Annotated in this window: 23 protein-coding genes; 8 read left to right on the top strand and 15 right to left on the bottom strand. The window is 69.1% G+C overall.

Features of this window, described 5'->3' with window-relative positions; genetic code table 11:
- Positions 1 to 80 precede the first annotated feature (80 nt).
- The 13 genes from PQ455_RS06090 to leuC all read right to left on the bottom strand — a co-directional run bounded on the left by PQ455_RS06090 (position 81) and on the right by leuC (position 9,950).
- A complete protein-coding gene (locus tag PQ455_RS06090) occupies positions 81 to 758 on the bottom strand; it encodes a DUF4230 domain-containing protein (protein WP_273690135.1) in 678 nt (225 codons plus the stop codon).
- Positions 755 to 1,621, bottom strand: a complete 867-nt coding sequence (locus PQ455_RS06085; protein ID WP_273690133.1) for an MBL fold metallo-hydrolase — start codon at positions 1,619 to 1,621, stop codon at positions 755 to 757. The genes PQ455_RS06090 and PQ455_RS06085 overlap by 4 nt, the downstream gene beginning before the upstream one ends.
- Before the next feature lie 261 nt (positions 1,622 to 1,882).
- Positions 1,883 to 3,442 (bottom strand): M56 family metallopeptidase, encoded by a 1,560-nt coding sequence (locus PQ455_RS06080; protein ID WP_273690132.1) that lies wholly within the window; start codon positions 3,440 to 3,442, stop codon positions 1,883 to 1,885.
- The gene (locus PQ455_RS06075; protein WP_273690131.1) at positions 3,439 to 3,807 is read right to left on the bottom strand and encodes a BlaI/MecI/CopY family transcriptional regulator; all 369 of its coding nucleotides are present in this window, start codon (positions 3,805 to 3,807) and stop codon (positions 3,439 to 3,441) included. The genes PQ455_RS06080 and PQ455_RS06075 overlap by 4 nt, the downstream gene beginning before the upstream one ends.
- 118 nt (positions 3,808 to 3,925) lie before the next feature.
- Positions 3,926 to 5,257 (bottom strand): chloride channel protein, encoded by a 1,332-nt coding sequence (locus PQ455_RS06070; RefSeq protein WP_273690129.1) that lies wholly within the window; start codon positions 5,255 to 5,257, stop codon positions 3,926 to 3,928.
- A gap of 81 nt (positions 5,258 to 5,338) precedes the next feature.
- Positions 5,339 to 5,674, bottom strand: a complete 336-nt coding sequence (gene grxD, locus PQ455_RS06065; RefSeq protein WP_273690127.1) for a Grx4 family monothiol glutaredoxin — start codon at positions 5,672 to 5,674, stop codon at positions 5,339 to 5,341.
- A 4-nt stretch (positions 5,675 to 5,678) separates the two neighbouring features.
- Positions 5,679 to 5,924, bottom strand: coding sequence for a BolA family transcriptional regulator (locus PQ455_RS06060; RefSeq protein ID WP_273690125.1), 246 nt, complete (start codon positions 5,922 to 5,924; stop codon positions 5,679 to 5,681).
- A gap of 4 nt (positions 5,925 to 5,928) precedes the next feature.
- The gene (locus PQ455_RS06055) at positions 5,929 to 6,252 is read right to left on the bottom strand and encodes a DUF1476 domain-containing protein (RefSeq protein ID WP_273690124.1); all 324 of its coding nucleotides are present in this window, start codon (positions 6,250 to 6,252) and stop codon (positions 5,929 to 5,931) included.
- 82 nt (positions 6,253 to 6,334) lie between these two features.
- Positions 6,335 to 6,916: a 3-isopropylmalate dehydratase small subunit gene (gene leuD / locus PQ455_RS06050; protein WP_273690123.1), complete on the bottom strand. Its 582-nt coding sequence runs from the start codon at positions 6,914 to 6,916 to the stop codon at positions 6,335 to 6,337.
- A gap of 1 nt (position 6,917) precedes the next feature.
- On the bottom strand, positions 6,918 to 7,334 hold the full coding sequence (locus PQ455_RS06045) for a type II toxin-antitoxin system VapC family toxin (RefSeq protein WP_273690122.1): 417 nt from the start codon (positions 7,332 to 7,334) through the stop codon (positions 6,918 to 6,920).
- Complete coding sequence (locus PQ455_RS06040; RefSeq protein ID WP_273690120.1) at positions 7,334 to 7,606, bottom strand: type II toxin-antitoxin system Phd/YefM family antitoxin; 273 nt, start codon at positions 7,604 to 7,606, stop codon at positions 7,334 to 7,336. Before PQ455_RS06040 ends, PQ455_RS06045 begins: the two co-directional genes overlap by 1 nt.
- Before the next feature lie 62 nt (positions 7,607 to 7,668).
- On the bottom strand, positions 7,669 to 8,514 hold the full coding sequence (locus PQ455_RS06035; RefSeq protein ID WP_273690118.1) for an N-acyl homoserine lactonase family protein: 846 nt from the start codon (positions 8,512 to 8,514) through the stop codon (positions 7,669 to 7,671).
- Positions 8,511 to 9,950: a 3-isopropylmalate dehydratase large subunit gene (leuC, locus tag PQ455_RS06030; protein WP_273690116.1), complete on the bottom strand. Its 1,440-nt coding sequence runs from the start codon at positions 9,948 to 9,950 to the stop codon at positions 8,511 to 8,513. Before leuC ends, PQ455_RS06035 begins: the two co-directional genes overlap by 4 nt.
- Before the next feature lie 127 nt (positions 9,951 to 10,077).
- On the opposite strand from leuC, the gene PQ455_RS06025 reads away from it, so the two are divergent.
- The 6 genes from PQ455_RS06025 to rdgB all read left to right on the top strand — a co-directional run bounded on the left by PQ455_RS06025 (position 10,078) and on the right by rdgB (position 16,410).
- On the top strand, positions 10,078 to 12,111 hold the full coding sequence (locus tag PQ455_RS06025; protein ID WP_273690115.1) for a S9 family peptidase: 2,034 nt from the start codon (positions 10,078 to 10,080) through the stop codon (positions 12,109 to 12,111).
- A gap of 159 nt (positions 12,112 to 12,270) precedes the next feature.
- Positions 12,271 to 12,696 (top strand): organic hydroperoxide resistance protein, encoded by a 426-nt coding sequence (locus tag PQ455_RS06020; RefSeq protein WP_273690113.1) that lies wholly within the window; start codon positions 12,271 to 12,273, stop codon positions 12,694 to 12,696.
- A 185-nt stretch (positions 12,697 to 12,881) separates the two neighbouring features.
- Positions 12,882 to 13,547 (top strand): RBBP9/YdeN family alpha/beta hydrolase, encoded by a 666-nt coding sequence (locus PQ455_RS06015; RefSeq protein ID WP_273690111.1) that lies wholly within the window; start codon positions 12,882 to 12,884, stop codon positions 13,545 to 13,547.
- Positions 13,548 to 13,670: 123 nt separating this feature from the next.
- Positions 13,671 to 14,978, top strand: coding sequence for an adenylosuccinate lyase (gene purB, locus PQ455_RS06010; protein ID WP_273690109.1), 1,308 nt, complete (start codon positions 13,671 to 13,673; stop codon positions 14,976 to 14,978).
- A 77-nt stretch (positions 14,979 to 15,055) separates the two neighbouring features.
- On the top strand, positions 15,056 to 15,769 hold the full coding sequence (gene rph, locus PQ455_RS06005; RefSeq protein WP_273690107.1) for a ribonuclease PH: 714 nt from the start codon (positions 15,056 to 15,058) through the stop codon (positions 15,767 to 15,769).
- Complete coding sequence (gene rdgB, locus PQ455_RS06000) at positions 15,769 to 16,410, top strand: RdgB/HAM1 family non-canonical purine NTP pyrophosphatase (protein ID WP_273690105.1); 642 nt, start codon at positions 15,769 to 15,771, stop codon at positions 16,408 to 16,410. Before rph ends, rdgB begins: the two co-directional genes overlap by 1 nt.
- 33 nt (positions 16,411 to 16,443) lie before the next feature.
- Here rdgB and PQ455_RS05995 read toward each other — a convergent pair whose 3' ends face one another.
- A complete protein-coding gene (locus PQ455_RS05995; RefSeq protein ID WP_273690102.1) occupies positions 16,444 to 18,714 on the bottom strand; it encodes an ATP-dependent helicase in 2,271 nt (756 codons plus the stop codon).
- Positions 18,715 to 18,881: 167 nt separating this feature from the next.
- On the opposite strand from PQ455_RS05995, the gene PQ455_RS05990 reads away from it, so the two are divergent.
- On the top strand, positions 18,882 to 20,264 hold the full coding sequence (locus tag PQ455_RS05990; RefSeq protein WP_273690101.1) for an intermediate filament-like cell shape determinant CreS: 1,383 nt from the start codon (positions 18,882 to 18,884) through the stop codon (positions 20,262 to 20,264).
- A gap of 234 nt (positions 20,265 to 20,498) precedes the next feature.
- Positions 20,499 to 21,446: an IS5 family transposase gene (locus tag PQ455_RS05985; RefSeq protein WP_273685932.1), complete on the top strand. Its 948-nt coding sequence runs from the start codon at positions 20,499 to 20,501 to the stop codon at positions 21,444 to 21,446.
- A gap of 213 nt (positions 21,447 to 21,659) precedes the next feature.
- Here the strand turns inward: PQ455_RS05985 and PQ455_RS05980 are convergent, their stop codons facing one another.
- The gene (locus tag PQ455_RS05980) at positions 21,660 to 23,321 is read right to left on the bottom strand and encodes a formate--tetrahydrofolate ligase (RefSeq protein ID WP_273690099.1); all 1,662 of its coding nucleotides are present in this window, start codon (positions 23,319 to 23,321) and stop codon (positions 21,660 to 21,662) included.
- Positions 23,322 to 23,412: the final 91 nt, after the last annotated feature.

The following is a 23,412-nucleotide window of genomic DNA, read 5'->3' as shown; positions in this document are numbered from 1 at the left end:
CAGCGAAGCAATCCAGCCCAGCCGCACAAGGAAACGTCAAAACTGGATCGCCACGCTACGCTCGCGATGACGATCGGCCTTCACGCCCCGTTGCGATAGACCTCGCCGGGCTCGGCCGAGCGATCCATCGGCTCGAAATCCGCCTCGCTGGCGAAGCGCACCCGCACCGTAGCGTCCAGCCCCGCCGCGCGCAGCGGCATCGCGAAATTCTGGACGACGGCGCGGCGGGCGGCTTCGCGGGCGAGGCGCATCGGCACGGGGGCGCGGGCCTGGTTGAGCAATTCGGCCTGCCCCGCCTTGCGCGCGGCATCGGTCAGCACGGTCGAGGCATCGGTGAAGCGGGTCAGCAGGCCGCCGCCGCCATATTCCTTCATGCCGCCCAAATCGACCGCCGGGCCGGACAGCTGGATATCGGGGAGCGACACCGAAAGCGTCCGGCTGCCCGCGTCCCACGCCACGTCCCGCGGGCGGATCGCGGCGAGATCGAGTTCGTAGCGCACAGTGCCGGGCAGGATCAGCGTCTTTTCCGCCGACAGGCCGAAGCGCCGCTGGGTGGCCGTCACCACCGCGACATAGCGCGCCTGGAAGGGCACCAGCCGGTTCTGCTCGCGCATCGATTCGAGGCTGGCGGTGGCGATCACGGTGGGGTCGGGCGCGGCCGCCTTGCGCACCACGCCGATCGCGATCCAGGCGGCGAGCGCGATCAGCAGCAGCGCGGCGAGCACCCCCGCCGCCCATCGGGCGGCCGGGCGGATCATGCCGCCAGCGCCCAGCCGTCGCCCTGTTCGATCACCATGCCGCGATCGGCCAGATCGATCAGATGGGCGTGGACCGACCGCCCCGCCGCCCCGTGCAGGCGCGGATCGATGCCCTTGTACATCGCCGCCACCATGTCGGGTATCGCCTTCGGCCCGTCGCCCAGCTGGCGCAATATCTGCCCCTCGCGCTGGCGGCGATGGCCGGCGAGGCCGCGCACGAAGCGTTGCGGGTTCTCGACCGGGTCGCCGTGCGCCGGATAGTAAATCCGATCCTCGCGCGCCATCAGCCGGTCGAGGCTTTCCATGAAGTGCGTCATGTTGCCGTCGGGCGGCGAGACGACGGTGGTGGACCAGCCCATCACATGATCGCCGGTGAACAAGGCCCCTGCCTCCGGCAGCGCGTAGCAGAGGTGATTGGAGGTATGGCCCGGCGTCGCCACCGCCTCCAGCGTCCAGCCGGGGCCGGTCAGCGTCTCGCCGTCCATCAGCGTGCGATCGGGGCGGTAGTCGGCGTCGAAGGCGGCGTCGGCGCGCGGGCCGTCGTCATCCAGGGTCAGCGGCGCGCAGCCGACGATCGGCGCGCCGGTCGCGGCCTGCAAGGGGCGGCTGGCGGGGCTGTGATCGCGGTGGGTGTGGGTGCAGACGATCGCCACGACGCGCTCGCCGGCGGTGGCTTGCAGGATCGCCGCAAGATGCTCGGGCAGGTCCGGCCCCGGATCGATCACCGCCACCTCGCCCCGCCCGACGATATAGGTTTCGGTGCCGGTGTAAGTGAAGGCCGACGGATTGGGCGCCAGCACGCGGCGGACGAGCGGGTGAAGCTGCGTAACGGGGCTGGCGATCGTTTCGGTCATGCCGACCATGTGGCACCGCGCGCCCGGCTTTTGAAGGGGCTGCCGATACGCGAAACGGGGGGCGGACGGGGAGAACGGCTCCCCCTCCACCCCCCGCCCCACACCGGGGAAGGGACTCGCCGGAGCGACCCCCGGAATGGCTGTGATACTATTCCCGTCACCCCGGCCTTGTGCCGGGGTCCACCGGCCCCCGAAGCGCAGCGATCGAAAGGCAGCGCGGCGTCCGGCCTTGGGGGTGGATCCCGGAACAAGTCCGGGATGACGATTGAATTACCTGTTCCGCGCGATTTCCTGATCGAGCGAGGCCAGCACGCTCTTGCGGATGTGGCTCGGGATATCGCGGTCGCGGGCGACCTCGTCGCGGGCTTCGGCCAGCGACTTGGCGACCTCGCGGCGGATTTCGGCCTGATCGACGCCGCACATCGCCAGCCTCGACCAATCCTGCGTATCCGGCACCGGCTTGCCGCGACGGGCGCATTCGGAGGCCAGTTCGGCGCGGGCGGTGGCGAGCGAGGCGGTGACCTGCGCCGAGATCATCCGGCCGAACGCCTCCTCGTCGGCGGTGGCGACCGGAGGGATCGGCGGCACCGGCGGGACCGGCGCGCGCGGGGCACCCGGCGCGATCGGCGGCAGCGGGGCGAGCGGCGGCAGGGGTGCGGCGGCGGCGAGGTGTGCCTGATGCGCCGCATGGGCGGCATGATCGGCGGCGACGCCGGCGTGATCGGCCGCCTCTCGCGCCCGATCGGCGGCGGCGCGGGCGCGGGCGGCGATGGCGGCCCCTTCCTGCACCGAATGCTCCACCACCTGCATCGGCAGAGCGGGATCGGCGAAGGGGGCTGCGGCGGCGGCCGGCAGCATCGCGGCGACGGGCTTCACCGCCTCCCGCGCCACCTCGGCGGCGGCGCCGCCCGATGCGGTGAGCAGCAGGCCGCCGGTGATGGCGGTGGCCGCGATGAGCGCGCCGGCATAGCGGCGCGGGGCGGCGATGCGTCCACGCTTGATCATCTTCAGTCTCCTCTTGATCTCGGTCGCGCGGTCCAGCGCGCAGGCGGTGCCGGTGAAGCGGCCCCCGCCCGATTTCACGAGCGCGCTGCCATAGGCATAGCGCTCCTCAGGCCCCATCCGCTCGAGCACCGTCGCGTCGCAAGCCAGTTCCTGGTCCGAACGAAAGGCGCGATAGGCGCGGTGGGCGATCGGGTTCCACCAATGCACCGCCAGCACCGCCAGCGCGGCGAGGTTGGCGACGATGTCGAACCGGTCGTGGTGCGCGCCTTCGTGCAGCAGCGCTTGGCGTCGCTCGGTCGGCGAGTAACGGGCGACGAAATCGCGCGGCAGGAAGATGCGGCGGCTGACGATGCCGGCGGCGACCGGCCCGGTGACGTGATCGCTCTGCATCACGGCGATGCCGCATTCGCGCGAGATCGTCGTCGCCCCGCGCAGCGCCCGGCGCATGAACAGGCCATAGCGGCCCATCTGCCACGCGAACCACAGCAGCGCGCCGCCCGCCCACACGCACAGCAGCAGGAACGGCCAGTCGATCCCGGCGGCGGGCGCGCTGGCGGTGATCGCCGGCGGCAGCGCGAAGGCGCGGGTGACGCTTTCGGGCGGCACGAGGCCGATCTTCACCTCATCCGGCGCGGCCAGCATCACCGGCACGAACAGCTGGCGGTGGAACGGCAAGGCCGGCAGGATCATGCGGAGCGCCGGCAAGGCCCACAGTGCATAAGCGATGCGCGCCCCGAACATCGACGCCACCGGCCGGCGGATCGCCAGCACCAGCAGCATCAGCAGGGTCGTGGAGACGAGGGTCTGGATGGTCCAGGCGATCATGGCCGCAGATCCTTCAGCAGCGCCTCGATATCGGCGATATCCTGTTCGGTCAGCTGATCCTGCTCGGCGAGATGCGCGACCAGCGGCGCGGCGCGGCCGCCGAACAGGCGATCGACCAGCCGGCGCGATTCCCCGGCGACATAGGCCTCGCGCTCGACGGTGGGGCGATAGAGGTAGCGGCGGCCATCCTCCTCATGCGCCAGCACGCCCTTGGTGAGCAGCCGGCCGAGCATGGTCTTGACCGTGCGGTCGGACCAGTCACGGGCGGGATCGATGCGCTGGAACACTTCGGCGGCGGTGAGCGGGGCATCCGCCCACAGCACCTCCATCACGACATGTTCGGCATCGCTGATGCGTTCGGCCACGAAAACGACTCCGTACTGACTACGGGTGTAGTCTTATTCGATTACGGATGTAGTCGTCAACGGCGATCGACGATGGTTCGTCGATCGGAACCCGCCCTTCGTCGACGGGGGTGCCCGGTCAGGCGCGCGGATCGGGCCGCAGGAAGGCGCGCGACAGGCCGTGATAGAGCCGTTCGCGGCAGACCAGCGCGCTTGCCCCGTCGGCAACGAGCGCCGTCGCGAACAGCGGCAGGATCAGGCCCCGGCTCGCCGTCGTCTCGATCACGATGATGACGGCGGTCAGCGGCGCGCGCACCACGCCGACGAAATAGCCGATCATCCCCAGCAGCACGATCGCCCCGGACGGCTGGTTCGGAAAAACGGCGGCGACAAGATGACCGATCCCCGCCCCCACCGCCAGCGACGGGGCGAAGATGCCGCCCGGCGTGCCGCTGAGCGCGGTGGCGAGGGTCGCGGCGAGCTTGGCGGGGGCGAACCACAGGGCCCCGCCCTGCCCCTCGACAAGCTGCCGCGTGGTGCCGTAGCCCGTGCCCCACGTCGCCCCGGCGGTCACGACGCCCAATACCGCCACCACGAGTCCGCAGCCGGCGGCGAGCAGTATCGGCCGCCGCTTCAGCGCCGCGATCCATCCCAGCCGGCCGGCCGAGAAGGCCAGCAGCGCGCGGGAGAACAGCCCGCCCGCCAGACCGCCGACCACGCCCGCCACCGGCGCCAGCATCACCACCGATCCCAGATCGAGCGTGGCGCGCATCGCCCCGAAATAGATATAGTCGCCCGCGATGCCGAGGCTCACGAGGCCCGAGACCATCACCGCCGCCATCACCAGCACGGCGACCCGCTGTTCATAGGCGGCGGCCAGTTCCTCGATGGCGAAGGCAACCCCGGCGAGCGGCGTGTTGAACGCCGCCGCCACGCCCGCCGCGCCACCGGCGATCAGCACGCCAGCGGTGATCGGCACGCGCAGCAGGCGGTGGACGGCCACCATGATCGCCGCGCTGATCTGCACCGTAGGCCCCTCTCGCCCCGCCGCGCCCCCCGCGCACAGTATCGCGAGGGTCATCACGAACTTCGCGACGGCCGTGCGGATCGAAACGAGCGGGCCATGCGCCGCATCGGCCGGATCGTGCGACGCCGCCATCACCTGCGGGATGCCGGAGCCCCGCGCCTCCGGCACGAAACGCCGCGTCGCCCAGGTGACGGCGGCGAAGACAAAGGGGGTCAGCAGCAGCGCGGCCAACGGCCAGCGCGCGTCGAATTGCAGAAAGAGATGCTGCGCCAGATCGCCCGCCTTGGCGAAGCCGATCGCCACCAGGGCGAGCAGCACCGCCCCCGCCCCGGTCGCTATCCGTCGCCGCGCGATCGTCAGCGCATCGCGCGCGCCCGGCACCTCGCGCGCACCGCGCTGGCGCAGGGCAGCGATCCGTTGCCCGATGAGTTGGAGAAAGCTCATGTCGTGTCCATCGCGGCACCGTTCGACATGACGCGACGGCAATGAGAATTTACGCGATCACGCCGCCACGCGGGCGGTGGATCAGCCCTCGGCCTTCTTCACGCCCTTTTCGGCCATCAGCTCGGCCAGTTCGCCTTCCTCGTACATCTCCATCATGATATCCGATCCGCCGACGAATTCGCCCTTCACATACAGCTGGGGGATGGTCGGCCAGTCCGAATATTGCTTGATGCCCTGGCGGATCGCCTGATCCTGCAACACGTCGATCGAGGCATATTCGACGCCGAGATGATCGAGGATCGCGATGGCGCGGCTCGAAAAGCCGCATTGCGGGAAGAGCGGCGTGCCCTTCATGAACAGCAGCACGTCGGCGGCCTTCACCGCCTGGTCGATGCGCGCCTGGGTGTCGTCGGTCATGGTGTCAGGCTCCGGTGGAGGGCGGGACGGCGGTGGTGAGCTGGAGCGCGTGGAGCACCCCGCCCATGCGCCCGCCGAGGGCATCGTAGACGCGGCGCTGCTGGATCACGCGCGACTGGCCGCGAAAGCTCTCCGCCACGACGCGGGCGGCATAATGATCGCCGTCGCCGGCCAGATCGGTGATCTCGACCGTCGCGTCGGGGATCGCGCCCCGGATCATCTCGGCGATATCGTCGGCGGCCATCGGCATGATGTTATTTCGATTCCATCAGCTGGCGGCGGGCCTCGATCGTCGCGTCGGACAGGGCCGAACGGACCTTGGCCTCGTCCACGTCGACCTGCGCCGACACCAGATCGCCAAGCAGCTTGCGGATCACGTCCTCGTCGCCGGCTTCCTCGAAATCGGCCTGCACCACCGCCTTGGCATAGGCGTCGGTCTCTTCCGAGGTGAGGCCCATCAGGCCGGCGGCCCAGGTGCCGACCAGGCGGTTGCGGCGCGCGGTGACGCGGAAGGCCATTTCCTGCTCGTGGGCGAAACCGGCCTCGAAGGCGCGCTCGCGGTCGTCGAAGGTCGTCATCATATCCCCCGGGTCTTGTCTGTTACGGTGCGAGATAGGGTGCCACGCGCGGCGGCGCAACCGGGCCGCGTGATGGCCGCCGTCACAGCCAGGGCCGCGCCTCGGCCATGCCCTTCTCGAAGCCGCCGATCGCATCACCCATCGCCAGCGTCAGCCCGATCTCGTCCTGCCCCTTCATCAGGCATTCGCGGCGGAAGGGATCGATCTCGAAGGTGAAGCGATCCTGGAACGGCGTGGTGACGGTCCGCGTCTCCAAATCGACGGTGATGGGATGATCCTTCGCCACCTCCATCAGCCGATCGACCGCCGCCTGCGGCAGCACCACCGCGACGATGCCGTTCTTGAAGGCGTTGGAGGAGAAGATGTCGGAGAAACTCGGCGCGATCACCGCCTTCACGCCCATGTCGTTGAGCGCCCAGGCGGCATGTTCGCGGCTGGAGCCGCAGCCGAAATTGTCGCCCGCGATCAGGATCGGCGCGCCCGCATAGGCCGGATCGTCGAACACATTGCCCGCCTCGGCCCGCACCGTCTCGAACGCCCCCCGGCCGAGACCCGCGCGGGTGATCGTCTTCAGGTAATGCGCCGGGATGATGACGTCGGTATCGACATTCTTCCGCCCGAACGGATAGGCGATGCCATCGACGGTGGTGATCGGCTCGGTCATTTCACTGCTGCTCCAGAACTTCGACGCCGATGGCGCGGGCCGCATCGCCCAGATCCCGATCGAGCGTGGCGAGCGCAAGCCCGCGCCGCTCCGCCAGTTCGAGATAGACGGCATCGTAGACAGTCAATCGATGGGCGCGGGCAAGCGGCAGGATGCGCGCAAAGATGTCGCCCCCGCCCTCTTCATCGGTTTCGACATCGATCATCGCCAGCCGCGCCTCAAACCGGGCGGTCTGCGCGGGCAGCGAACGCCCTCGCCGCTCGCCCATCAATGCGCCGTTGGCGACCTCCAGCCACCAATGGCGCGGCACGACGATCGGCTCGGCCAGGGTGCGCTCCAGCACGCCATCGGCGAAGCCATGCGCCTCGTCCGCGAAATGCCAGGCGAGCGCCATCGATGCATCGACGACGAAGGCCATCAATATTTCCGCCCTTCGGCGATCAGATCGGTCACGCTCTCGCCCGGCGCCAGACGCGGCCCCTCGCTCGCCCGCCACCGCAGCCACTCTTCATGGGCGGCACGGCGCTCCTGCATTGTCGGCGCCGCGGCCGCCATCGCCGGCACCAGCTTCGCCACGATGCGGCCATGCCGGCGGATCACGATTTCCTCACCCGCCTCGGCACGCGCCAGAAGCTCGGAAAAACGGGCCTTGGCGTCGGCGACGGCGAATTCTGTCGTGCGAGCGTCCATGATATGACCTCAATTCATCCAGTTCAGGTCATAACGCAAAGCAACGCGGCCGTCCAACGCGCTTACTCCGCCGCCTTCGGGAAAGCGGGCAGCTTGGCGATGTCGCGCGGGTCGTGCTGGATGATGGCGACGGCCTTCAGGTTGGTCGCCAGCTTGCGGAAGCGGTCCATCGCGCCGATGCTTTCGGCACGGTTGACGTTGAAGGGCGGGACGCCGTCGCTGTCGAGATTCTCGTGGAAGTGGGCGACATCGCCCGACAGCAGCACCGCGCCGGTCTTGGGCAGGCGCACAAGCAGGCCGTGGTGGCCGGGCGTATGGCCGTCGAACGCCAGCATCACCACGCTGCCGTCGCCGAAGATGTCCTTGTCACCGGTCACGCCCTCGACCTTGGCGCCCGCCGCCAGCCACGGGGCGAGCGGCTTGCCGAGGCCTTCGGGATCCTTGCGCGCCGCCTCCAGATCGCCCGCGCCGATCATCAGCTTGGCCTTGGGGAAGTCCGCCGCCTGACCGGTATGGTCGAAATGATAATGGCTGATGCCGATCAGGCCGATCTGCTCGGGCTTCACGCCGATTTCGGCCAGCTGCTCGACCAGAGTTTTGGTCAGCGTCGGGCTCATCGGCTTGGTCGGATCGTTGGGCGCGTTCCTGGTGCCGGCGGGCAGGCCGGTGTCCCACAGCATGTAGCCGGGGCCGTCCTTGATGAGATAGCAGCTCGCCGTCAGGTCGCGGCTCTTGCCCGGATAGGCCAGCGTATCCGAGAAAGCGTTGAGCTGGTTGACGTGGACGGTGCCGCAATCGAGCCGCCAGAGCTTTTCGACCACGCCGCGCGTGGCGGGCACGGGCGCCGGGGCGGCGGTGGCGGCCATCGCGGCCGAGGCGGCGAGCGTGGCGATCAGGGTGCGGATCATGCTTCGGCCTCCATCAATTCACGAACATCGGTCAGCCGGCCGGTGACGGCGGCGGCGGCGGCCATCGCCGGCGACAGCAGGTGGGTGCGCGCGCCCGGCCCCTGCCGCCCGACGAAATTGCGGTTGGAGGTGGAAGCGCAGCGTTCGCCGGCCGGCACCTTGTCCGGGTTCATCGCGAGACACATCGAGCAGCCCGGCTCGCGCCATTCGAAGCCCGCGTCAAGGAAGATGCGGTCGAGCCCCTCGGCCTCGGCCTGGCGCTTGACCAGACCCGAGCCCGGCACGACGAGCGCCTGCCGCACGTTGGCGGCGACATGGCGGCCCTTGGCGATGGCGGCGGCCTGGCGCAGATCCTCGATCCGGCTGTTGGTGCAGCTGCCGATGAAGATATTCTCGACCGCCACGTCCTGCATCCGCGTGCCGGGCGTAAGGCCCATATAGGCCAGGCTCTTGGCGGCGGCGGCCTGTTTGGAGGGATCGGCGAAGCTGTCGGGCGCGGGGACGATGCCGGTGATCGGCACGACATCCTCGGGGCTGGTGCCCCACGTCAGGCTGGGCGCGATCTCGCTCGCGTCGAGGATGACGGTGCGATCGTAGGTGGCGCCCGCGTCGGTCGGCAGCGTCTTCCACCAGGCGACGGCTTGATCCCATTCGGCCCCCTGCGGCGCCATCGGCCGGCCCTTGAGGTAAGCGAAGGTCTTGTCGTCGGGCGCGACGATGCCGGCGCGGGCGCCGCCCTCGATCGACATGTTGCACACGGTGATGCGCCCCTCGATCGACATCTCCCGAAACACCGAGCCGGTATATTCGATGACATAGCCGGTGCCGCCGGCCGCGCCGATCTTGCCGATGATCGCCAGGATCACGTCTTTCGGCCCGACGCCGAAGCCGAGCGTGCCCTCGACCCGCACCTCCATCGTCTTGGACTGCGACAGCAGCAGCGTCTGGGTGGCCAGCACATGCTCCACCTCCGACGTCCCGATGCCGAACGCCAGCGCGCCCACGCCGCCATGCGCGGCGGTGTGGCTGTCGCCGCAGACGATGGTGGTGCCGGGCAGCGAGAAGCCCTGCTCGGGCCCGACGACATGGACGATCCCCTGCTCGGGCGCGGTCGCGTCGATATAGCGGATGCCGGCGGCCGGCGCATTGGCCTGCAACGCGGCCAGTTGCTGCGCGGATTCCACGTCGGCGATGGGGATGGGATTGCCCGCCGCATCGACCCGCGCGGTGGTCGGCAGGTTGTGATCGGGCACGGCGAGCGTCAGGTCCGGCCGCCGCACCGTGCGCCCCGCCACGCGAAGCCCCTCGAACGCCTGCGGGCTCGTCACCTCATGGACGAGGTGGCGATCGATATAGATGAGGCAGGTGCCATCGGAACGCCGGTCGACGACGTGGGCGTCCCAGATCTTCTCGTAGAGGGTGCGCGGCTTGGTCATGATGCGTGGCCGATACGCCGTGCGACGAACGGTGTAAACGAAGCGGTTCTTGGTGGGTGGATAATCGAGGGATCGTGTCGAACCGCCGCCCTTGCCCCTCGCGCCCGCCCTTGCGACACTCCGCCGCATGACGATCCGCCTCACCCTCGCCGCTATCGCCCTCACCCTTGCCGCCCCGGCCGCCGCCGCGCCCGACCGGCTGGCGGAAACGCTCGCCCTCCCCGTCGCCAGCGGGTTGACCGGCGCGCAGGATGTGGCGCGGTTCGCGTGGATCGAGAATGCGGCGGGCGCGCGCAATGTGTGGGTGGCGGACAAGGGCCGGCCGGCGCGGCAGGTGACGGCATTTGCCGAGGATGACGGACAGCAGATCTACGACCTGAACCTGAGCCCGGATGGCGCGACCCTGGTGTTCGTGCGCGGCGGGGATGGCGAGTTTCCCGACGATGGCCTGCCCAACACCGGCCTCGCCACCGCGACGCCGAAGCAGCAGCTGTTCGCGATGCCCGCCACTGGCGGCGCGGCGGTGGCGATCGGCGAGGGGCATCAGCCGGTATTCTCGCCCGACGGCGGCCGCATCGCCTTCGTCCGCAAGGGGCAGCTCTGGCTGTGGCAGCAGGGTGGCGAGGCCAGGAAGCTGGCGAGCGTCGAGGGCGGGATCGAGCGGCTGGGCTGGTCGCCGGACGGCACGCGCCTGCTCTTCGTCGAGGCGCGCAGCGGGCACAGCTTCGTCGCGCTGTTCGACGTGACGGGACAGCGGCTCACCTATCTCGATCCGTCGCTCGGCCATTCGGTCGAGCCGGCCTTCTCGCCCGATGGCCGGCAGGTGGCGTTCATTCGCTACGTCGATCCGCCCTCCGGCGCCAAGGACGACAGCGGCCCCTATTGGTCGATCCGCATCACCGATGTCGCGAGCGGCGAGACGCGCGAACTATGGGCCGCCCCGCAGGGCATGGGCGCGCGCTTCGCCGGCACGCGCAGTCGCAATCTCTTCTGGAGCAAGGACGACACGCTCGTCTTTCCATGGGAGCGAAGCGGCTGGCTCCATGCCTACGCGATCGATGCCAACAAAGGCGGCGCCCCGCGCGAGTTGACCCCCGGCGCCTTCGAGGTCGAGACGATGCTGCTCGACCGCGACGGCCGCGCCCTGCTCTATTCGTCCAACGCCGGTGATCTCGACCGTCGCCATATCCGGCGCACGACCCTCGCAAGCGGCGCCACCACCCGGCTGAGCGGCGGCACGGGCATCGAATCCTACCCCGCACCGGCCGGCGACACGATCGGCGTGATCGCCAGCGACGCGACCCACCCGGCGCACCCCGCTCTGCTCGACGCGAAACTCACCCCGATCGGCAAGGCACCCGCCGCGCAGGATTTCGTCGCGCCCAATCCGGTGATCTTCCGCGCCGCCGACGGGGTCGAAGTCCATGCCCAGCTGTTCCGCGCGAAGGGGCCGGGGCGCCACCCCGCGCTGATCTTCGTCCATGGCGGGCCGCGCCGGCAGATGCTGCTCGGCTTCCACCCCTCGGGCTATTATTCCAACGCCTACATCCTCAACCAGCATCTGGCGGCCGAGGGCTATGACGTGCTGGCGGTGAATTATCGCAGCGGCACCGGCTATGGCCTCGCCTTCCGCGACGCGCCCGAGATCGCGCGCGCCGGCGCCTCGGAATATCGCGACGTGCTGGCCGCCGGCAAATGGCTGGCGGCGCAAGCCCATGTCGATCCCGCCCGCATCGGCATCTGGGGCGGAAGCTGGGGTGGATACCTCACCGCGCTGGCGCTCGCGCGGGACAGCGCCCTGTTCGCGGCCGGTGTCGATTTCCACGGTGTTCACACGATGCTGCGCCCGGTCGAGAACAACCTCTCGCCCGACCAGCAGACCGCCGCGCGCCAGCTGCAATGGACCTCCTCGCCGATGGGCGCGATCGACACATGGCGTTCGCCCGTGCTGCTGATCCACGGCGACGACGACCAGAATGTCGATTTCTCGCAATCCCTGATCCTGGCGCGCGAACTGGCCGCGCGGCGCATCCCCTATCGCGAGATCGCCTTCCCGAACGAGCGCCACGGCTTCTTCCGCTACGCCGACTGGCTGAAGAGCTATCGCGCGACGGAAGCGTTTTTCCGCACGACGCTGATCGAGAGAAAGCCGCTGAAATGAAACGCTGTCGTGCTCCTGCGCAGGCAGGAGCCCAGGGGCGGCAAGCGATGCGCTCTGTAACCCTGGGCTCCGGCCTTCGCCGGAGCACGGAGGCGCGCGCGCACTAGCGAACGCCACCGCCGCCACCATATGCGCCCGGCAACCATGAAAGGACGCCCCATGCCCGTCGATGTGATCTACAAGACCAAGGCCACTTCCACCGGGGGCCGCGACGGCCATGCCCGCTCCGAGGACGGCAGCGTCGACGTCAATCTGGTGGTGCCCAAGGAGATGGGCGGCCCCGGCGGCGAGGGCGCCAACCCCGAGAAACTGTTCGCGGCGGGCTATTCGGCCTGCTTCCTCGGCGCGATGAAGGCTGTGTCGGGCAAGGTGGGCGTGAAGGTGCCCGCCGACGCCAGCGTCACCGCCGAGATCGGCTTCGGCCCGCGCTCGGAAGGCGGCTACGGCATCACCGCCGACCTCACGATCGACCTGCCCGGCGTGGACAAGGCCGAGGCCGAGAAGCTTGCCAAGGCGGCGCACGAAGTGTGCCCTTATTCCAACGCCACCCGCAACAATGTGGACGTGGGCCTCATCATCGCCTGACGCCCCCGCCCCGTCGCGGATCGGCCGCGACGGGGCGTTCGGCGCTTTTACGACCGTACCGCTAGACAAATCCGTCGCGCCTTACTCCGGCTGCCGCAATCCGGCCACATTCGGGCGGACCCGGGCTTGCGGCGGCGACCGATCTCCATACCTTTCCGAATCATGAACGGCCCAACCCCCGGAGGATGGCCATGATCGTTTCGGAGCTAGATCTGCGCCAGACGGACCCTCTGGTGCTGACCGTCCCCGGCCTCGGCAATTCGGGCGAGGGCCATTGGCAGACCATCTGGGAGCGGACGCGCGGCGATTGCCAGCGCGCCGACCTCGGCATGTGGGATGCCCCCAAGCGCAACCTGTGGGTGACGAAGCTCGCCCAGACCATTTCCGCCGCGCAGCCGCCGGTGATCCTGGTCGCGCACAGCCTCGGCTGCCTTGCGGTCGCGTGGTGGGCGGCGTTCGATCCGCAGCCGTTCGGCTGGCCGGTGGCGGGGGCCCTGCTGGTCGCCCCGCCCGATACGGACAAGCTGGCCCACATGCCGGAAGTGGCCGAGTTCGCGCCAGCCCCGCGCCAGCCCTTGCCCTTCCCGTCAATCGTGGTGGCCAGCACCGACGACCCCTATGCCGATATCGAGCGATCGCACGACATGGCGAAATTCTGGGGCAGCCATTTCCTCGACATCGGTAATTGCGGTCATATCAACGCCGCCTCGGGCCTCGGCGGCTGGACGCAGGGCGAGGCGCTGCTCGACGGGCTGATCGATCATGTCCGTGGCCCTGGCGATCGGCAGGCGACGCTCTCGCCGCGCGAATGGGCCACCTTGCGCGAAGAGGCCGGCACCGCCCGCGTCTGATCCCGCCCGGCCCATAAGCCGATCCCTCCTGTCGCCGCCGCAAACGGGCGCGGACCGTTCCGCCGCCGTTTGCCGCTGGCCCCCGCCCCTGCTACCGGCGCGGCGACCAGGAGAATCGACCTTATGATCCCGCGCTATTCCCGTGCCCCGATGACCGCGATCTGGACGCCGGAGAACCGCTTCCGCATCTGGTTCGAGATCGAGGCGCACGCCACCGAGGCGCTGGCCGAGTTGGGCGTCGTCCCCGCCTCCGCCGCCAAGGCGCTGTGGGACTGGTGGGCGACGAAGCCCGCGATCGACGTTGCCGCGATCGACGCGATCGAGGCCGTCACCAAGCATGACGTGATCGCCTTCCTCACCTGGGTCGCCGAACAGGTCGGGGACGAGGCGCGCTTCATGCATCAGGGCATGACCTCGTCCGACGTGCTCGACACCTGCCTCGCGGTACAGCTCGCGCAGGCGACCGATATCCTGCTCGCCGATCTCGATGCGCTGCTGGCCGCGATCCGCACCCGCGCCGAGGAGCATAAGCTGACCCCCACGATCGGCCGCAGCCACGGCATCCATGCCGAGCCCGTCACCTTCGGCCTGAAGCTGGCGCAGGCCTATGCCGAATTCGATCGCTGCAAGGCGCGGCTGACGGCGGCCCGCGCGGAGATCGCCACCTGCGCCATCTCGGGCGCGGTCGGCACCTTCGCCAACATCGATCCCCGCGTGGAAGCGCATGTCGCGGCGAAGATGGGCCTCGCCGTCGAGCCCGTCTCGACGCAGGTGATCCCGCGCGACCGCCATGCGATGTATTTCGCGGTGCTGGGCGTGATCGCGTCCTCGATCGAGCGGCTCGCCACCGAAGTCCGCCATCTCCAGCGGACCGAGGTGCTGGAGGCCGAGGAATATTTTTCGCCCGGCCAGAAGGGCTCGTCGGCGATGCCGCACAAGCGCAACCCGGTGCTGACCGAAAACCTCACCGGCCTCGCCCGCATGGTGCGCGGCTACGTCACCCCGGCGCTGGAGAATGTTGCCCTCTGGCACGAGCGGGACATCAGCCATTCCTCGGTAGAGCGCTACATCGGTCCCGACGCGACCATCACCCTCGATTTCGCGCTGGCCCGCCTGACCGGCGTGATCGACAAATTGCTCGTCTATCCGGCGCGGATGGAGAAGAATCTCAACAAGATGGGCGGCCTCGTCCATTCGCAGCGCGTGCTGCTGGCGCTGACCCAAGCGGGCGTGAGCCGCGAGGATTCGTACAAACTCGTCCAGCGCAACGCTATGAAGGTGTGGGAATCGGATGGCCAGCTCTCGCTGCTGGAACTGCTCAAGGCCGATCCCGAGGTGCCGCTGTCCGATGCCGAGCTGGAGGAGAAATTCGACCTCGGCTATCACCTGAAGCACGTCGACACGATCTTCGCGCGGGTGTTCGGCGCCTAGGCTGATAGGGGCCGCCGCCACTGGCGCCCCCTGCCCTGCCCCGCTATGGCGCGCCCATTCAACCCGAAAGGACAGACATGCGCCCCTCAGGCCGCGCCCCCGATCAGATGCGGGCGATCACGATCGAGCCCGGTTTCACCCGTCATGCCGAGGGCAGCTGCCTGATCGGCTTCGGCGAGACCAAGGTGCTCGTCACCGCCTCCATCGAGGAGCGGGTGCCCCCCTTCCTGCGCGGCAAGGGCCAGGGCTGGGTGACGGCCGAATATGGCATGCTCCCCCGCGCCACGCACACGCGCGGCAGCCGTGAGGCGGCCAAGGGCAAGCAATCCGGCCGCACGCAGGAAATCCAGCGCCTCATCGGCCGGTCGCTGCGTTCGGTGGTGGACATGACGAAGCTCGGCGAGCGGCAGATCACGCTCGACTGCGACGTGATCCAGGCCGACGGCGGCACGCGCACCGCCTCGATCTCGGGCGCGTGGGTCGCGCTAAGCCTCGCGGTGCAGGGGCTGATGGCCAAGGGGCTGCTCACCGAGAACCCGATCACCGCACAGGTTGCCGCCGTGTCGTGCGGCATCTGGGAGGGCAATCCGGTCCTCGACCTCGATTATATCGAGGACAGTTCGGCCCATGCCGACGCGAATTTCGTGCTGCTCGACAATGGCAATATCGCCGAGGCGCAGGCCACCGCCGAGGGAGCCACCTACGACGAGGAAGCGTTGCTGCGTCTGCTGCGCCTCGCCCGGATCGGCTGTGGCGAGATTTTCGCGGCGCAGAGGAAGGCGATCGCCTGATGAGCATCCTGATCGTGGACGACGAACCCGAGCCCGTGCCGCACCGCAAGCTCGCCCCCGGCAAGCTGGTGATCGCGAGCCACAACGAGGGCAAGGTCCGCGAGATCAACGAGCTGCTGGCCGGGCGCGGGATCGAGGCGGTGTCGGCCGGCTCGCTCGGCCTGCCCGAGCCCGAGGAGACCGGCACGACCTTCGCCGCCAACGCCGAACTGAAGGCGCGCGCGGCGGCCGACCTGTCGGGCCTGCCCGCGCTGGCGGACGACAGCGGGCTGTGCGTGGATGCGCTGCACGGCGATCCGGGCATCTTCTCGGCGCGCTGGGCGGGGGAAAGCAAGGACTTCGGCGCCGCGATGCAACTGGTCCACGATCGCATGGCCGAAACCGCCGACGACGAAGGCCGCGACGCGCATTTCGTGTGCGCGCTCTCGCTGTGCTGGCCGGACGGGCATATCGAGACGTTCGAGGGGCGGGTCGAGGGTATCCTCGTTTGGCCGCCGCGTGGGCTGAAGGGCTTCGGCTACGATCCGATGTTCCTGCCCAACGGCGGCAGCGAGACCTTCGGCGAAATGGACCAGGCCGCCAAACACGCCATCAGCCACCGCGCGGACGCCTTCGCAAAGCTGGTCGCGGCGGTTCTCTAAACGAGCGACGTTCCGCTCTCTCGGCGGATCATTTCAGGTCGCCACGCTCACGAAACTGTCCAGCACCCGCTTGCGCCCGGCCTGCTCGAAATCGATCTCCAGCTTGTTGCCCTCGATCTCGGCCACCGCGCCATAGCCGAACTTCGAGTGGAACACGCGTTGCCCGACCGATATGTCGCCGCGCGGCTTGGCGGCGAAGCTGGCGGCGGAGACGCGGGATTCGCCGACGCGGGCGGTCGTGCGGTCGAGGTTGCCGGCCACCGCCGCGCGCTGCCAGCCAGGGCCCCGCCCGGTGCCGCGCCCGACATCGGCGAAGGGATCGGCCTGTTCGGACCATTGCGCGCGCCAGAGCGATGCGCCCCCGGTCATCGTCGTCTCGCTCTCGATATGCTCGCCCGGCAGCTCGCCGACGAAGCGCGAGGGGATCGACGAGGTCCACTGGCCGTAGATGCGGCGGTTGGCGGCGTGGAAGATGAAGCACAGCCGCCGCGCCCGCGTGATCGCCACATAGGCCAGCCGCCGCTCTTCCTCGAGACTGGCTGTGCCGCCCTCGTCGAGCGAGCGTTGCGAGGGGAATACGCCTTCCTCCCACCCGGCCAGAAACACCGTGTCGAATTCCAGCCCCTTGGCGGCATGGATCGTCATGATGGTGATCTGCTCGCGCTGGGCGTCGGCGTCATTGTCCATGACGAGGCTGACATGTTCCAGGAAGGCGGGGAGGGTTTCATATTCCTCCATCGCGCGTGCCAGTTCGGTGAGATTCTCCAGCCGCCCGGCGCTCTCGGCCGAGCGATCGGCCTGGAGCATCGCGGTATAGCCGCTCTCGTCGAGCATCTGGCGTGCCAGCTCGGCATGGGGCAGCGCCGAGAGCCGGTCGCGCCACGCGGCGATATCCGCCACCAGCCGGCCGAGCGACTTGCGCGCCGCCCCGGTCAGCTCGTCGCTGTCGAGGATGCGGGCGGCGGCCAGCATCAGCGAGATGCCCTCGGCGCGGGCGAGCTGGTGGATCTTCTGCACCGCCTTGTCGCCCAGCCCCCGCTTGGGGACGTTCACGATCCGCTCGAACGCCAGATCATCGGCCGGCTGGGAGATGACGCGCAGATAGGCCAGGGCGTCGCGGATCTCGGCGCGCTCGTAGAAGCGGAAGCCGCCGACGATGCGATAGGGCATGCCGATCGCGATGAAGCGATCCTCGAACTCGCGCGTCTGGAACTGGGCGCGGACGAGGATCGCCACGTCGTCCAGCTTCGTGCCGCGCCGCTGCGCCGCCTCGATCTCGTCGCCGACGCGGCGGGCTTCCTCCGGCCCGTCCCACACGCCGATCACGCGAACCTTCTCGCCGCTGTCGGCCTCGGTCCACAGTGTCTTGCCGAGCCGCCCGCCATTTTGCGCGATCACGCCAGACGCGGCGGCGAGAATATGGCCGGTCGATCGGTAATTCTGCTCCAGCCGGATCACGGCGGCGCCCGGAAAGTCCCGCTCGAAGCGCAGGATGTTGGCCACCTCGGCGCCGCGCCACGAATAGATCGACTGGTCATCGTCACCCACGCAGCAGATGTTCTTGCGCGTCTGGGCGAGCAGGCGGAGCCAGAGATACTGGCTCGAATTCGTGTCCTGATATTCGTCGACGAGGATGTAGCGGAAGCGTTGCTGATAGCTTTCCAGCACGTCGCGATGCGTCTTGAGGATGACGAGCATGTGGAGCAGCAGGTCGCCGAAGTCGCAGGCGTTCACCGCCTTCAGCCGGTCCTGATAGCGCTGGTAGAGTTCGCCGCCGCGCCCGTTGGCATAGGCCTCGCTCTCGGCCGCATCGATATCGGCCGGCACCCAGCCGCGATTCTTCCAGCGATCGATCAGCCCCGCCAGCTGGCGCGCGGGCCAGCGTTTCTCGTCGATGTCGGCCGCCACGATCAGCTGTTTCAGCAGGCGCAGCTGATCGTCGGTATCGAGGATGGTGAAATTGGATTGCAGCCCGACCAGCTCGGCATGGCGGCGCAGCATCTTGGCGGCGATCGAGTGGAAGGTGCCGAGCCACGGCATCCCCTCCACCGCATCGCCCAGCATCCGGCCGATGCGGTGGCGCATCTCGCGCGCGGCCTTGTTGGTGAAGGTGACCGCCAGGATCTCGCTCGGCCACGCTCGCCGCGTCGCCACCAGATGGGCGAGGCGGGCGGTGAGCGCGGCGGTCTTGCCGGTGCCGGCGCCGGCCAGCACCAGAACCGGGCCTTCGGTGGTCAGCACCGCCTCGCGCTGGGGTGCGTTCAGCCCGCGGAGGTAGGGCGCTTCGGGGGAAATGTCGGTCACCGGCGAACAGTTAGGGAACGTCGGCCCCGCCCGCAAGCGCCGTCGCGAGCGGGCCACACCGTCTCCGAACCGTCATCCGGGTGCAGCGACAGACTCGACAAGCCAGGGTTGCTATGGCTTAACTTTTCGCCGGGGAGCAGCCATTTGGGCGGCGGAAGGATATCATCATGGCAGGGGACGGGCGCGGTATGTGGTTGCTGAGCAAGGGGCAGCGGGCGGAGCCTGAGCAGCAGGCGCCGGAGATCGCGCCGCTGGCCGAGCCCGAACTGACCCCGCAGCTGGCCGCCTCGGCGCAGGCCATCGGCGGCCGCTACGAGATGATGAATTCGGCGCTCGACAGCATCGGCCGCCTGATGGAGCAGCTGCGCGGCATCGAGCCGCTGATGGCCGAGATCAAGGGCCCGCTGGCGCAGGAATATGAGACGCGCCGGGCGGAGCATTCCGAGCTGACCGCGCTGCGCCACATGCACGAGACGATGGAGGCCGCGCTCTATTCGGCGCAGGCGCAGGAGCGCGACGCCGTGGGCAAGCTCTCCGCCGCCGAAATGGCGCTGGGCGAGGCCGAGGCGGTCCGCGCCGCGCAGGGCACCACCCTGGAAGAGCGCGCGATCGAGATCGATCGTATGCGCAACGACCTTCTCCAGCTCGAACTGAAGGCCCAGCATCTCGATTCCGCGCTGCGCGACGCGCTCGCCCGCAACGACGAGATGGATCACGATGTCGGCAATCTGCGCGGTCACCTCGAGGAGGTCGATCGCCGGCGCGCGGAGGCCGAATCCGGCCTCGCCCGCGCCACGCAGGACAATGCGCTGATCGCCGAGGAAACCGCCGTCCTCAAGAAGCGCTACGAGCAATCCTCGTCCGAAGTGGCGCGGCTCACCCGGATCGAGAACGATCTGGAAACCCAGCTCGCCGCCGAACGCGCGCGGGTGACGGCGAGCGAGGCCGGCGCGCTGGCGCTCCAGGCCGAATCGACCCGCGTGGTCCGCCAGCTGGAAACCCAGCTCGAACTGATCCGCTCCGAACTGTCCGCCACGCAGACCCGGCTGGAAACGTCGGTGGTGCGCGCGACCAAGCTGGAGGAACTCAACAACCAGCTGGGCTCGCGCCTCAACGAGGCCGGCAGCCGCCAGCAGCTGGCCGAACGCGCCATCGGCGAGCGCCAGACCGTCCTCGACCGTCAGGCCGAGCGGGTGCGCCTGCTGGAAGAGGAATCGGAATCGCTCCGCCAGCGCCATGCGGCGGTCGAGACCGCGCGCGCGGCGGCGGTGGAGCGGGCCGACCAGCTCGCCAAGTCGCTGGCCGGCCACGAGCGGGCGGTGGAGCGAGCCGAGGGGCGTGCCGGACAGGTCCGCACCAAGCTCGAAAAGCTCATGGCCGCGCACGAGGCCGCGCTGCGCGAGCAGGAGCAGCGGATCGAAGCGCTCCAGAAGGACATCGAACGCAGCCGCGCCGAAGCCGCGCTGGCCGAAGGCGCGCTGGAAACGGTGCGGCGCGATCGGGACCGGTTGCAGGTGGCGCTGTTCGGGAACGCCAGCGCGGCTGCGTGAGGGCTGGGGCTCGTGTGGCTCTCGACTCTGACTGGAGGCCGTTCGTCCCGAGCGTAGTCGAGGGACGTGAGGCTGGACGCACCGCTTGGGGCACGCCCCTCGACTTCGCTCGGGACGAACGGGCGAATTGGATGGCATTAGCCAATCCAACCTCCGTGCTCCTGCGAAAGCGAGATCTTTGCATAAGGTGTGGATTGGTGATTCATTCTCCTTGAGGGATCGAGGAGGCATGGGATGCGTCGGGAAGCGGGGCAGGGATCGTTTGCGGACGTGTTGGTGGTGGGCGGCGGCAACCGGCGGCTCGAGCGGATCGCGGAATTGCTGGATTGGGGTCGGCTGGAGGGGTTGCTCGGTGGGGTTTATGCGTCGGGGACAGGGCGGCCGTCCTATGCGCCGCTGACGCTGCTTCGGATATTGCTGCTGCAGGGCTGGTACGGGTTGAGCGATCCCGCGATGGAGGAGGCGCTGGGCGACCGGCTGTCGTTCCGGCGGTTCGCGGGTCTTGGGCTGGACGAGCGCGCGCCGGATCATTCGACGATCAGCCGGTTCCGGACGCTTCTGGCCGACCGGGGACTGGCGGACGGCATCTTCGCCGAGGTCGGCCGGCAGTTGGACGCACAGGGCGTGACGATCCGTTCGGGCACGCTGATCGACGCGACGGTGATCGAGGCGGCGGCGGCCGAACCGCACCGCCAGAAGGGCGGCGGTCGGTCGCAGGCCGATCCCGACGCGCGCTGGGTCAAAAGCGCGAACGGCCAGGCGCGGTTCGGCTACAAGTTGCACGCCGCGGTCGATCTGGGGACGGGCATCGTGCGCCGGGCTATCGTGACCGGCGCCAACGTCGCCGACGTCGATCAGGGCCATCATCTCGTCTGTGGCGACGAAACGGCCGTCTATGCGGACAAAGGCTACGTCGGTCCCCGCCTGCGCGAGCGGCTGGCCCGCGACGGCATCCGCAACCGCGTCCAGAAGAAGGCCGGCACCGGCCGGCCCCTCACACCCCGCGAGACATGGCGCAACCGGCTCATCGGCTACCGGCGCGGCAGGATCGAAGCGGTGTTCGGAACCCTCAAACGATCCTACGGACTGGCGCGAATGCGGCTCATGGGCCTGGCTCGCAACACCTGCGCCACCCTCCTGACCCTCACCGCATGGAACCTTGCCCGCGCCGCAGCCCGGTGAACCCTCATCTTCACCCCCAAGGGCTCACGCCAACCCAGCGCTAAGCGCAACCGACCGATCGCGCCGCCGGCTCATTCGCAAATCTGTCCAGACACCACTTACGCAAAGGTCTCGCGAAAGCAGGAGTCCAGGGGCCACACGCGCTCCGCTCGAATAACCCTGGGCTCCGGCCTGCGCCGGAGCACCGGATCGTAAGGGGCAGCCAGCCGCCCCCTAGAACAGCCCCTCGATCAACCCCTCCGCATTCAACCGCACGCTCTCCGCCGCCGGCACCCTCGGCAGGCCCGGCATCGTCATGATGTCTCCGCAGATCGCCACCACGAAGCCGGCGCCCGCCGCCAGCCGCACCTCGCGCACATGCACGATATGGCCGGTCGGCGCGCCCAGCAGGCTCGGGTCGGTGGAGAAGCTGTATTGCGTCTTGGCCATGCACACCGGCAGGCGGCCGTGGCCAGTTTTCTCCCAGCGCGCCAGCTTGGCCAGCACCGCCGGTTCGGCCACCGCCCCCTCGGCGCGGTAGATGCGGGTGGCGACGGTGTTGATCTTGTCGAACAGCGGCAGATCGTCGTCGTAGAGGAAGCCGAACTGGCCGGGCGTCTCGGTCAGCGCGACCACCGCATGGGCCAGCGCCTCCGCGCCCGCGCCGCCCTCGGCCCAGTGGCGGCACAGGATCGCCTCGACGCCGTGCGCGCGGGCGATTTCGGCGACGGCGGCCAGTTCCTCCGCGCTGTCGCCCGCGAAATGGTTGATCGCGACGACGGCGGGCACGCCGAACATGCGGATATTCTCGATATGGCGCGCCAGATTCACCCCGCCGCGCCGCACCGCTTCCACATCCTCGGCCGCCAGATCGGCCTTGGCGACGCCGCCATTCATCTTGAGCGCGCGCACCGTCGCCACGATCACCGCCGCCGCCGGGTCGAGGCCCGCCTGCCGGCATTTGATGTCGAAGAACTTCTCCGCCCCCAGATCGGCGCCGAAGCCCGCCTCGGTCACGACATAATCCGCCAGCCCCAGCGCGGTGCGGGTGGCGATCACCGAATTGCAGCCGTGGGCGATGTTGGCGAAGGGGCCGCCGTGGAGAAAGGCCGGGTTGTTCTCCAAGGTCTGGACGAGGTTGGGGCGGATCGCATCCTTCAGCAGCACCGCCATCGCCCCGTCCGCCTTCAGGTCGCGCGCGGTGACGGGGGAATGATCGGCGCGGGTGCCGACGATGATGTCGCCCAGCCGCCGCTCCAGATCCGCCAGATCGCGGGCGAGGCACAGGATCGCCATCACTTCGGAAGCGACGGTGATGTCGAAGCCGGATTCGCGGGGGAAACCGTTGGCGACCCCGCCGAGCGACTGGGCGATGTCGCGCAGCGCCCGATCGTTCATGTCGAGCACCCGCCGCCAGACGATGCGCCGCACGTCCAGCCCGAGTTTGTTGCCCCAGTGGATATGATTGTCGATCATCGCCGCGAGCAGATTGTGCGCGCTGGTGATGGCGTGGAAATCGCCGGTGAAGTGGAGGTTGATGTCCTCCATCGGCGCGACCTGGGCATGGCCGCCGCCTGCCGCCCCGCCCTTCATGCCGAAGCAGGGGCCGAGCGAAGGCTCGCGCAGCGCCAGCGCCGTTCGCTTGCCGATGCGGTTGAGCGCGTCTGCCAGCCCGACCGAGGTGGTGGTCTTGCCCTCGCCGGCGGGGGTGGGGTTGATCGCGGTGACGAGGATGAGCTTGCCCTCGCTCGTGGCGGTGGGCAGGCGCTCGGGCGCGATCTTGGCCTTCACCCGGCCATAAGGCTCGATCGCCTCTTCGGGTATGTCGAGCCGGGCGGCGACCTGGGCGATGGGAAGGAGGGTGGCGGCGCGGCAGATCGCGATGTCGGTCGTCATGCCGCCTCCTCCCATGACCGCGAGGGGCTTGCAATGTTGGATTTTGGCGGGCACAAGTTCGTGATCTGTTCTTGTGGTGGGGTGCGGCGTT

This window comes from Sphingomonas naphthae (genome assembly GCF_028607085.1).
Classification (GTDB): domain Bacteria; phylum Pseudomonadota; class Alphaproteobacteria; order Sphingomonadales; family Sphingomonadaceae; genus Sphingomonas_Q; species Sphingomonas_Q naphthae.
The sequence above is the reverse complement of the archived record's forward strand: the minus strand, read 5'-3'. Positions and strand labels throughout refer to the sequence as shown.

Bases quoted from the DNA above. Each gene is read 5' to 3' on its own strand.
- PQ455_RS06090 (WP_273690135.1), bottom strand. From the start codon at position 758: ATGATCCGCCCGGCCGCCCGATGGGCGGCGGGGGTGCTCGCCGCGCTG.
- PQ455_RS06085 (WP_273690133.1), bottom strand. From the start codon at position 1,621: ATGGTCGGCATGACCGAAACGATCGCCAGCCCCGTTACGCAGCTTCAC.
- PQ455_RS06080 (WP_273690132.1), bottom strand. From the start codon at position 3,442: ATGATCGCCTGGACCATCCAGACCCTCGTCTCCACGACCCTGCTGATG.
- PQ455_RS06070 (WP_273690129.1), bottom strand. From the start codon at position 5,257: ATGAGCTTTCTCCAACTCATCGGGCAACGGATCGCTGCCCTGCGCCAG.
- grxD (WP_273690127.1), bottom strand. From the start codon at position 5,674: ATGACCGACGACACCCAGGCGCGCATCGACCAGGCGGTGAAGGCCGCC.
- PQ455_RS06060 (WP_273690125.1), bottom strand. From the start codon at position 5,924: ATGCCGATGGCCGCCGACGATATCGCCGAGATGATCCGGGGCGCGATC.
- PQ455_RS06055 (WP_273690124.1), bottom strand. From the start codon at position 6,252: ATGACGACCTTCGACGACCGCGAGCGCGCCTTCGAGGCCGGTTTCGCC.
- leuD (WP_273690123.1), bottom strand. From the start codon at position 6,916: ATGACCGAGCCGATCACCACCGTCGATGGCATCGCCTATCCGTTCGGG.
- PQ455_RS06045 (WP_273690122.1), bottom strand. From the start codon at position 7,334: ATGGCCTTCGTCGTCGATGCATCGATGGCGCTCGCCTGGCATTTCGCG.
- PQ455_RS06040 (WP_273690120.1), bottom strand. From the start codon at position 7,606: ATGGACGCTCGCACGACAGAATTCGCCGTCGCCGACGCCAAGGCCCGT.
- PQ455_RS06035 (WP_273690118.1), bottom strand. From the start codon at position 8,514: ATGATCCGCACCCTGATCGCCACGCTCGCCGCCTCGGCCGCGATGGCC.
- leuC (WP_273690116.1), bottom strand. From the start codon at position 9,950: ATGACCAAGCCGCGCACCCTCTACGAGAAGATCTGGGACGCCCACGTC.
- PQ455_RS06025 (WP_273690115.1), top strand. From the start codon at position 10,078: ATGACGATCCGCCTCACCCTCGCCGCTATCGCCCTCACCCTTGCCGCC.
- PQ455_RS06020 (WP_273690113.1), top strand. From the start codon at position 12,271: ATGCCCGTCGATGTGATCTACAAGACCAAGGCCACTTCCACCGGGGGC.
- PQ455_RS06015 (WP_273690111.1), top strand. From the start codon at position 12,882: ATGGCCATGATCGTTTCGGAGCTAGATCTGCGCCAGACGGACCCTCTG.
- purB (WP_273690109.1), top strand. From the start codon at position 13,671: ATGATCCCGCGCTATTCCCGTGCCCCGATGACCGCGATCTGGACGCCG.
- rph (WP_273690107.1), top strand. From the start codon at position 15,056: ATGCGCCCCTCAGGCCGCGCCCCCGATCAGATGCGGGCGATCACGATC.
- rdgB (WP_273690105.1), top strand. From the start codon at position 15,769: ATGAGCATCCTGATCGTGGACGACGAACCCGAGCCCGTGCCGCACCGC.
- PQ455_RS05990 (WP_273690101.1), top strand. From the start codon at position 18,882: ATGGCAGGGGACGGGCGCGGTATGTGGTTGCTGAGCAAGGGGCAGCGG.
- PQ455_RS05985 (WP_273685932.1), top strand. From the start codon at position 20,499: ATGCGTCGGGAAGCGGGGCAGGGATCGTTTGCGGACGTGTTGGTGGTG.
- PQ455_RS05980 (WP_273690099.1), bottom strand. From the start codon at position 23,321: ATGACGACCGACATCGCGATCTGCCGCGCCGCCACCCTCCTTCCCATC.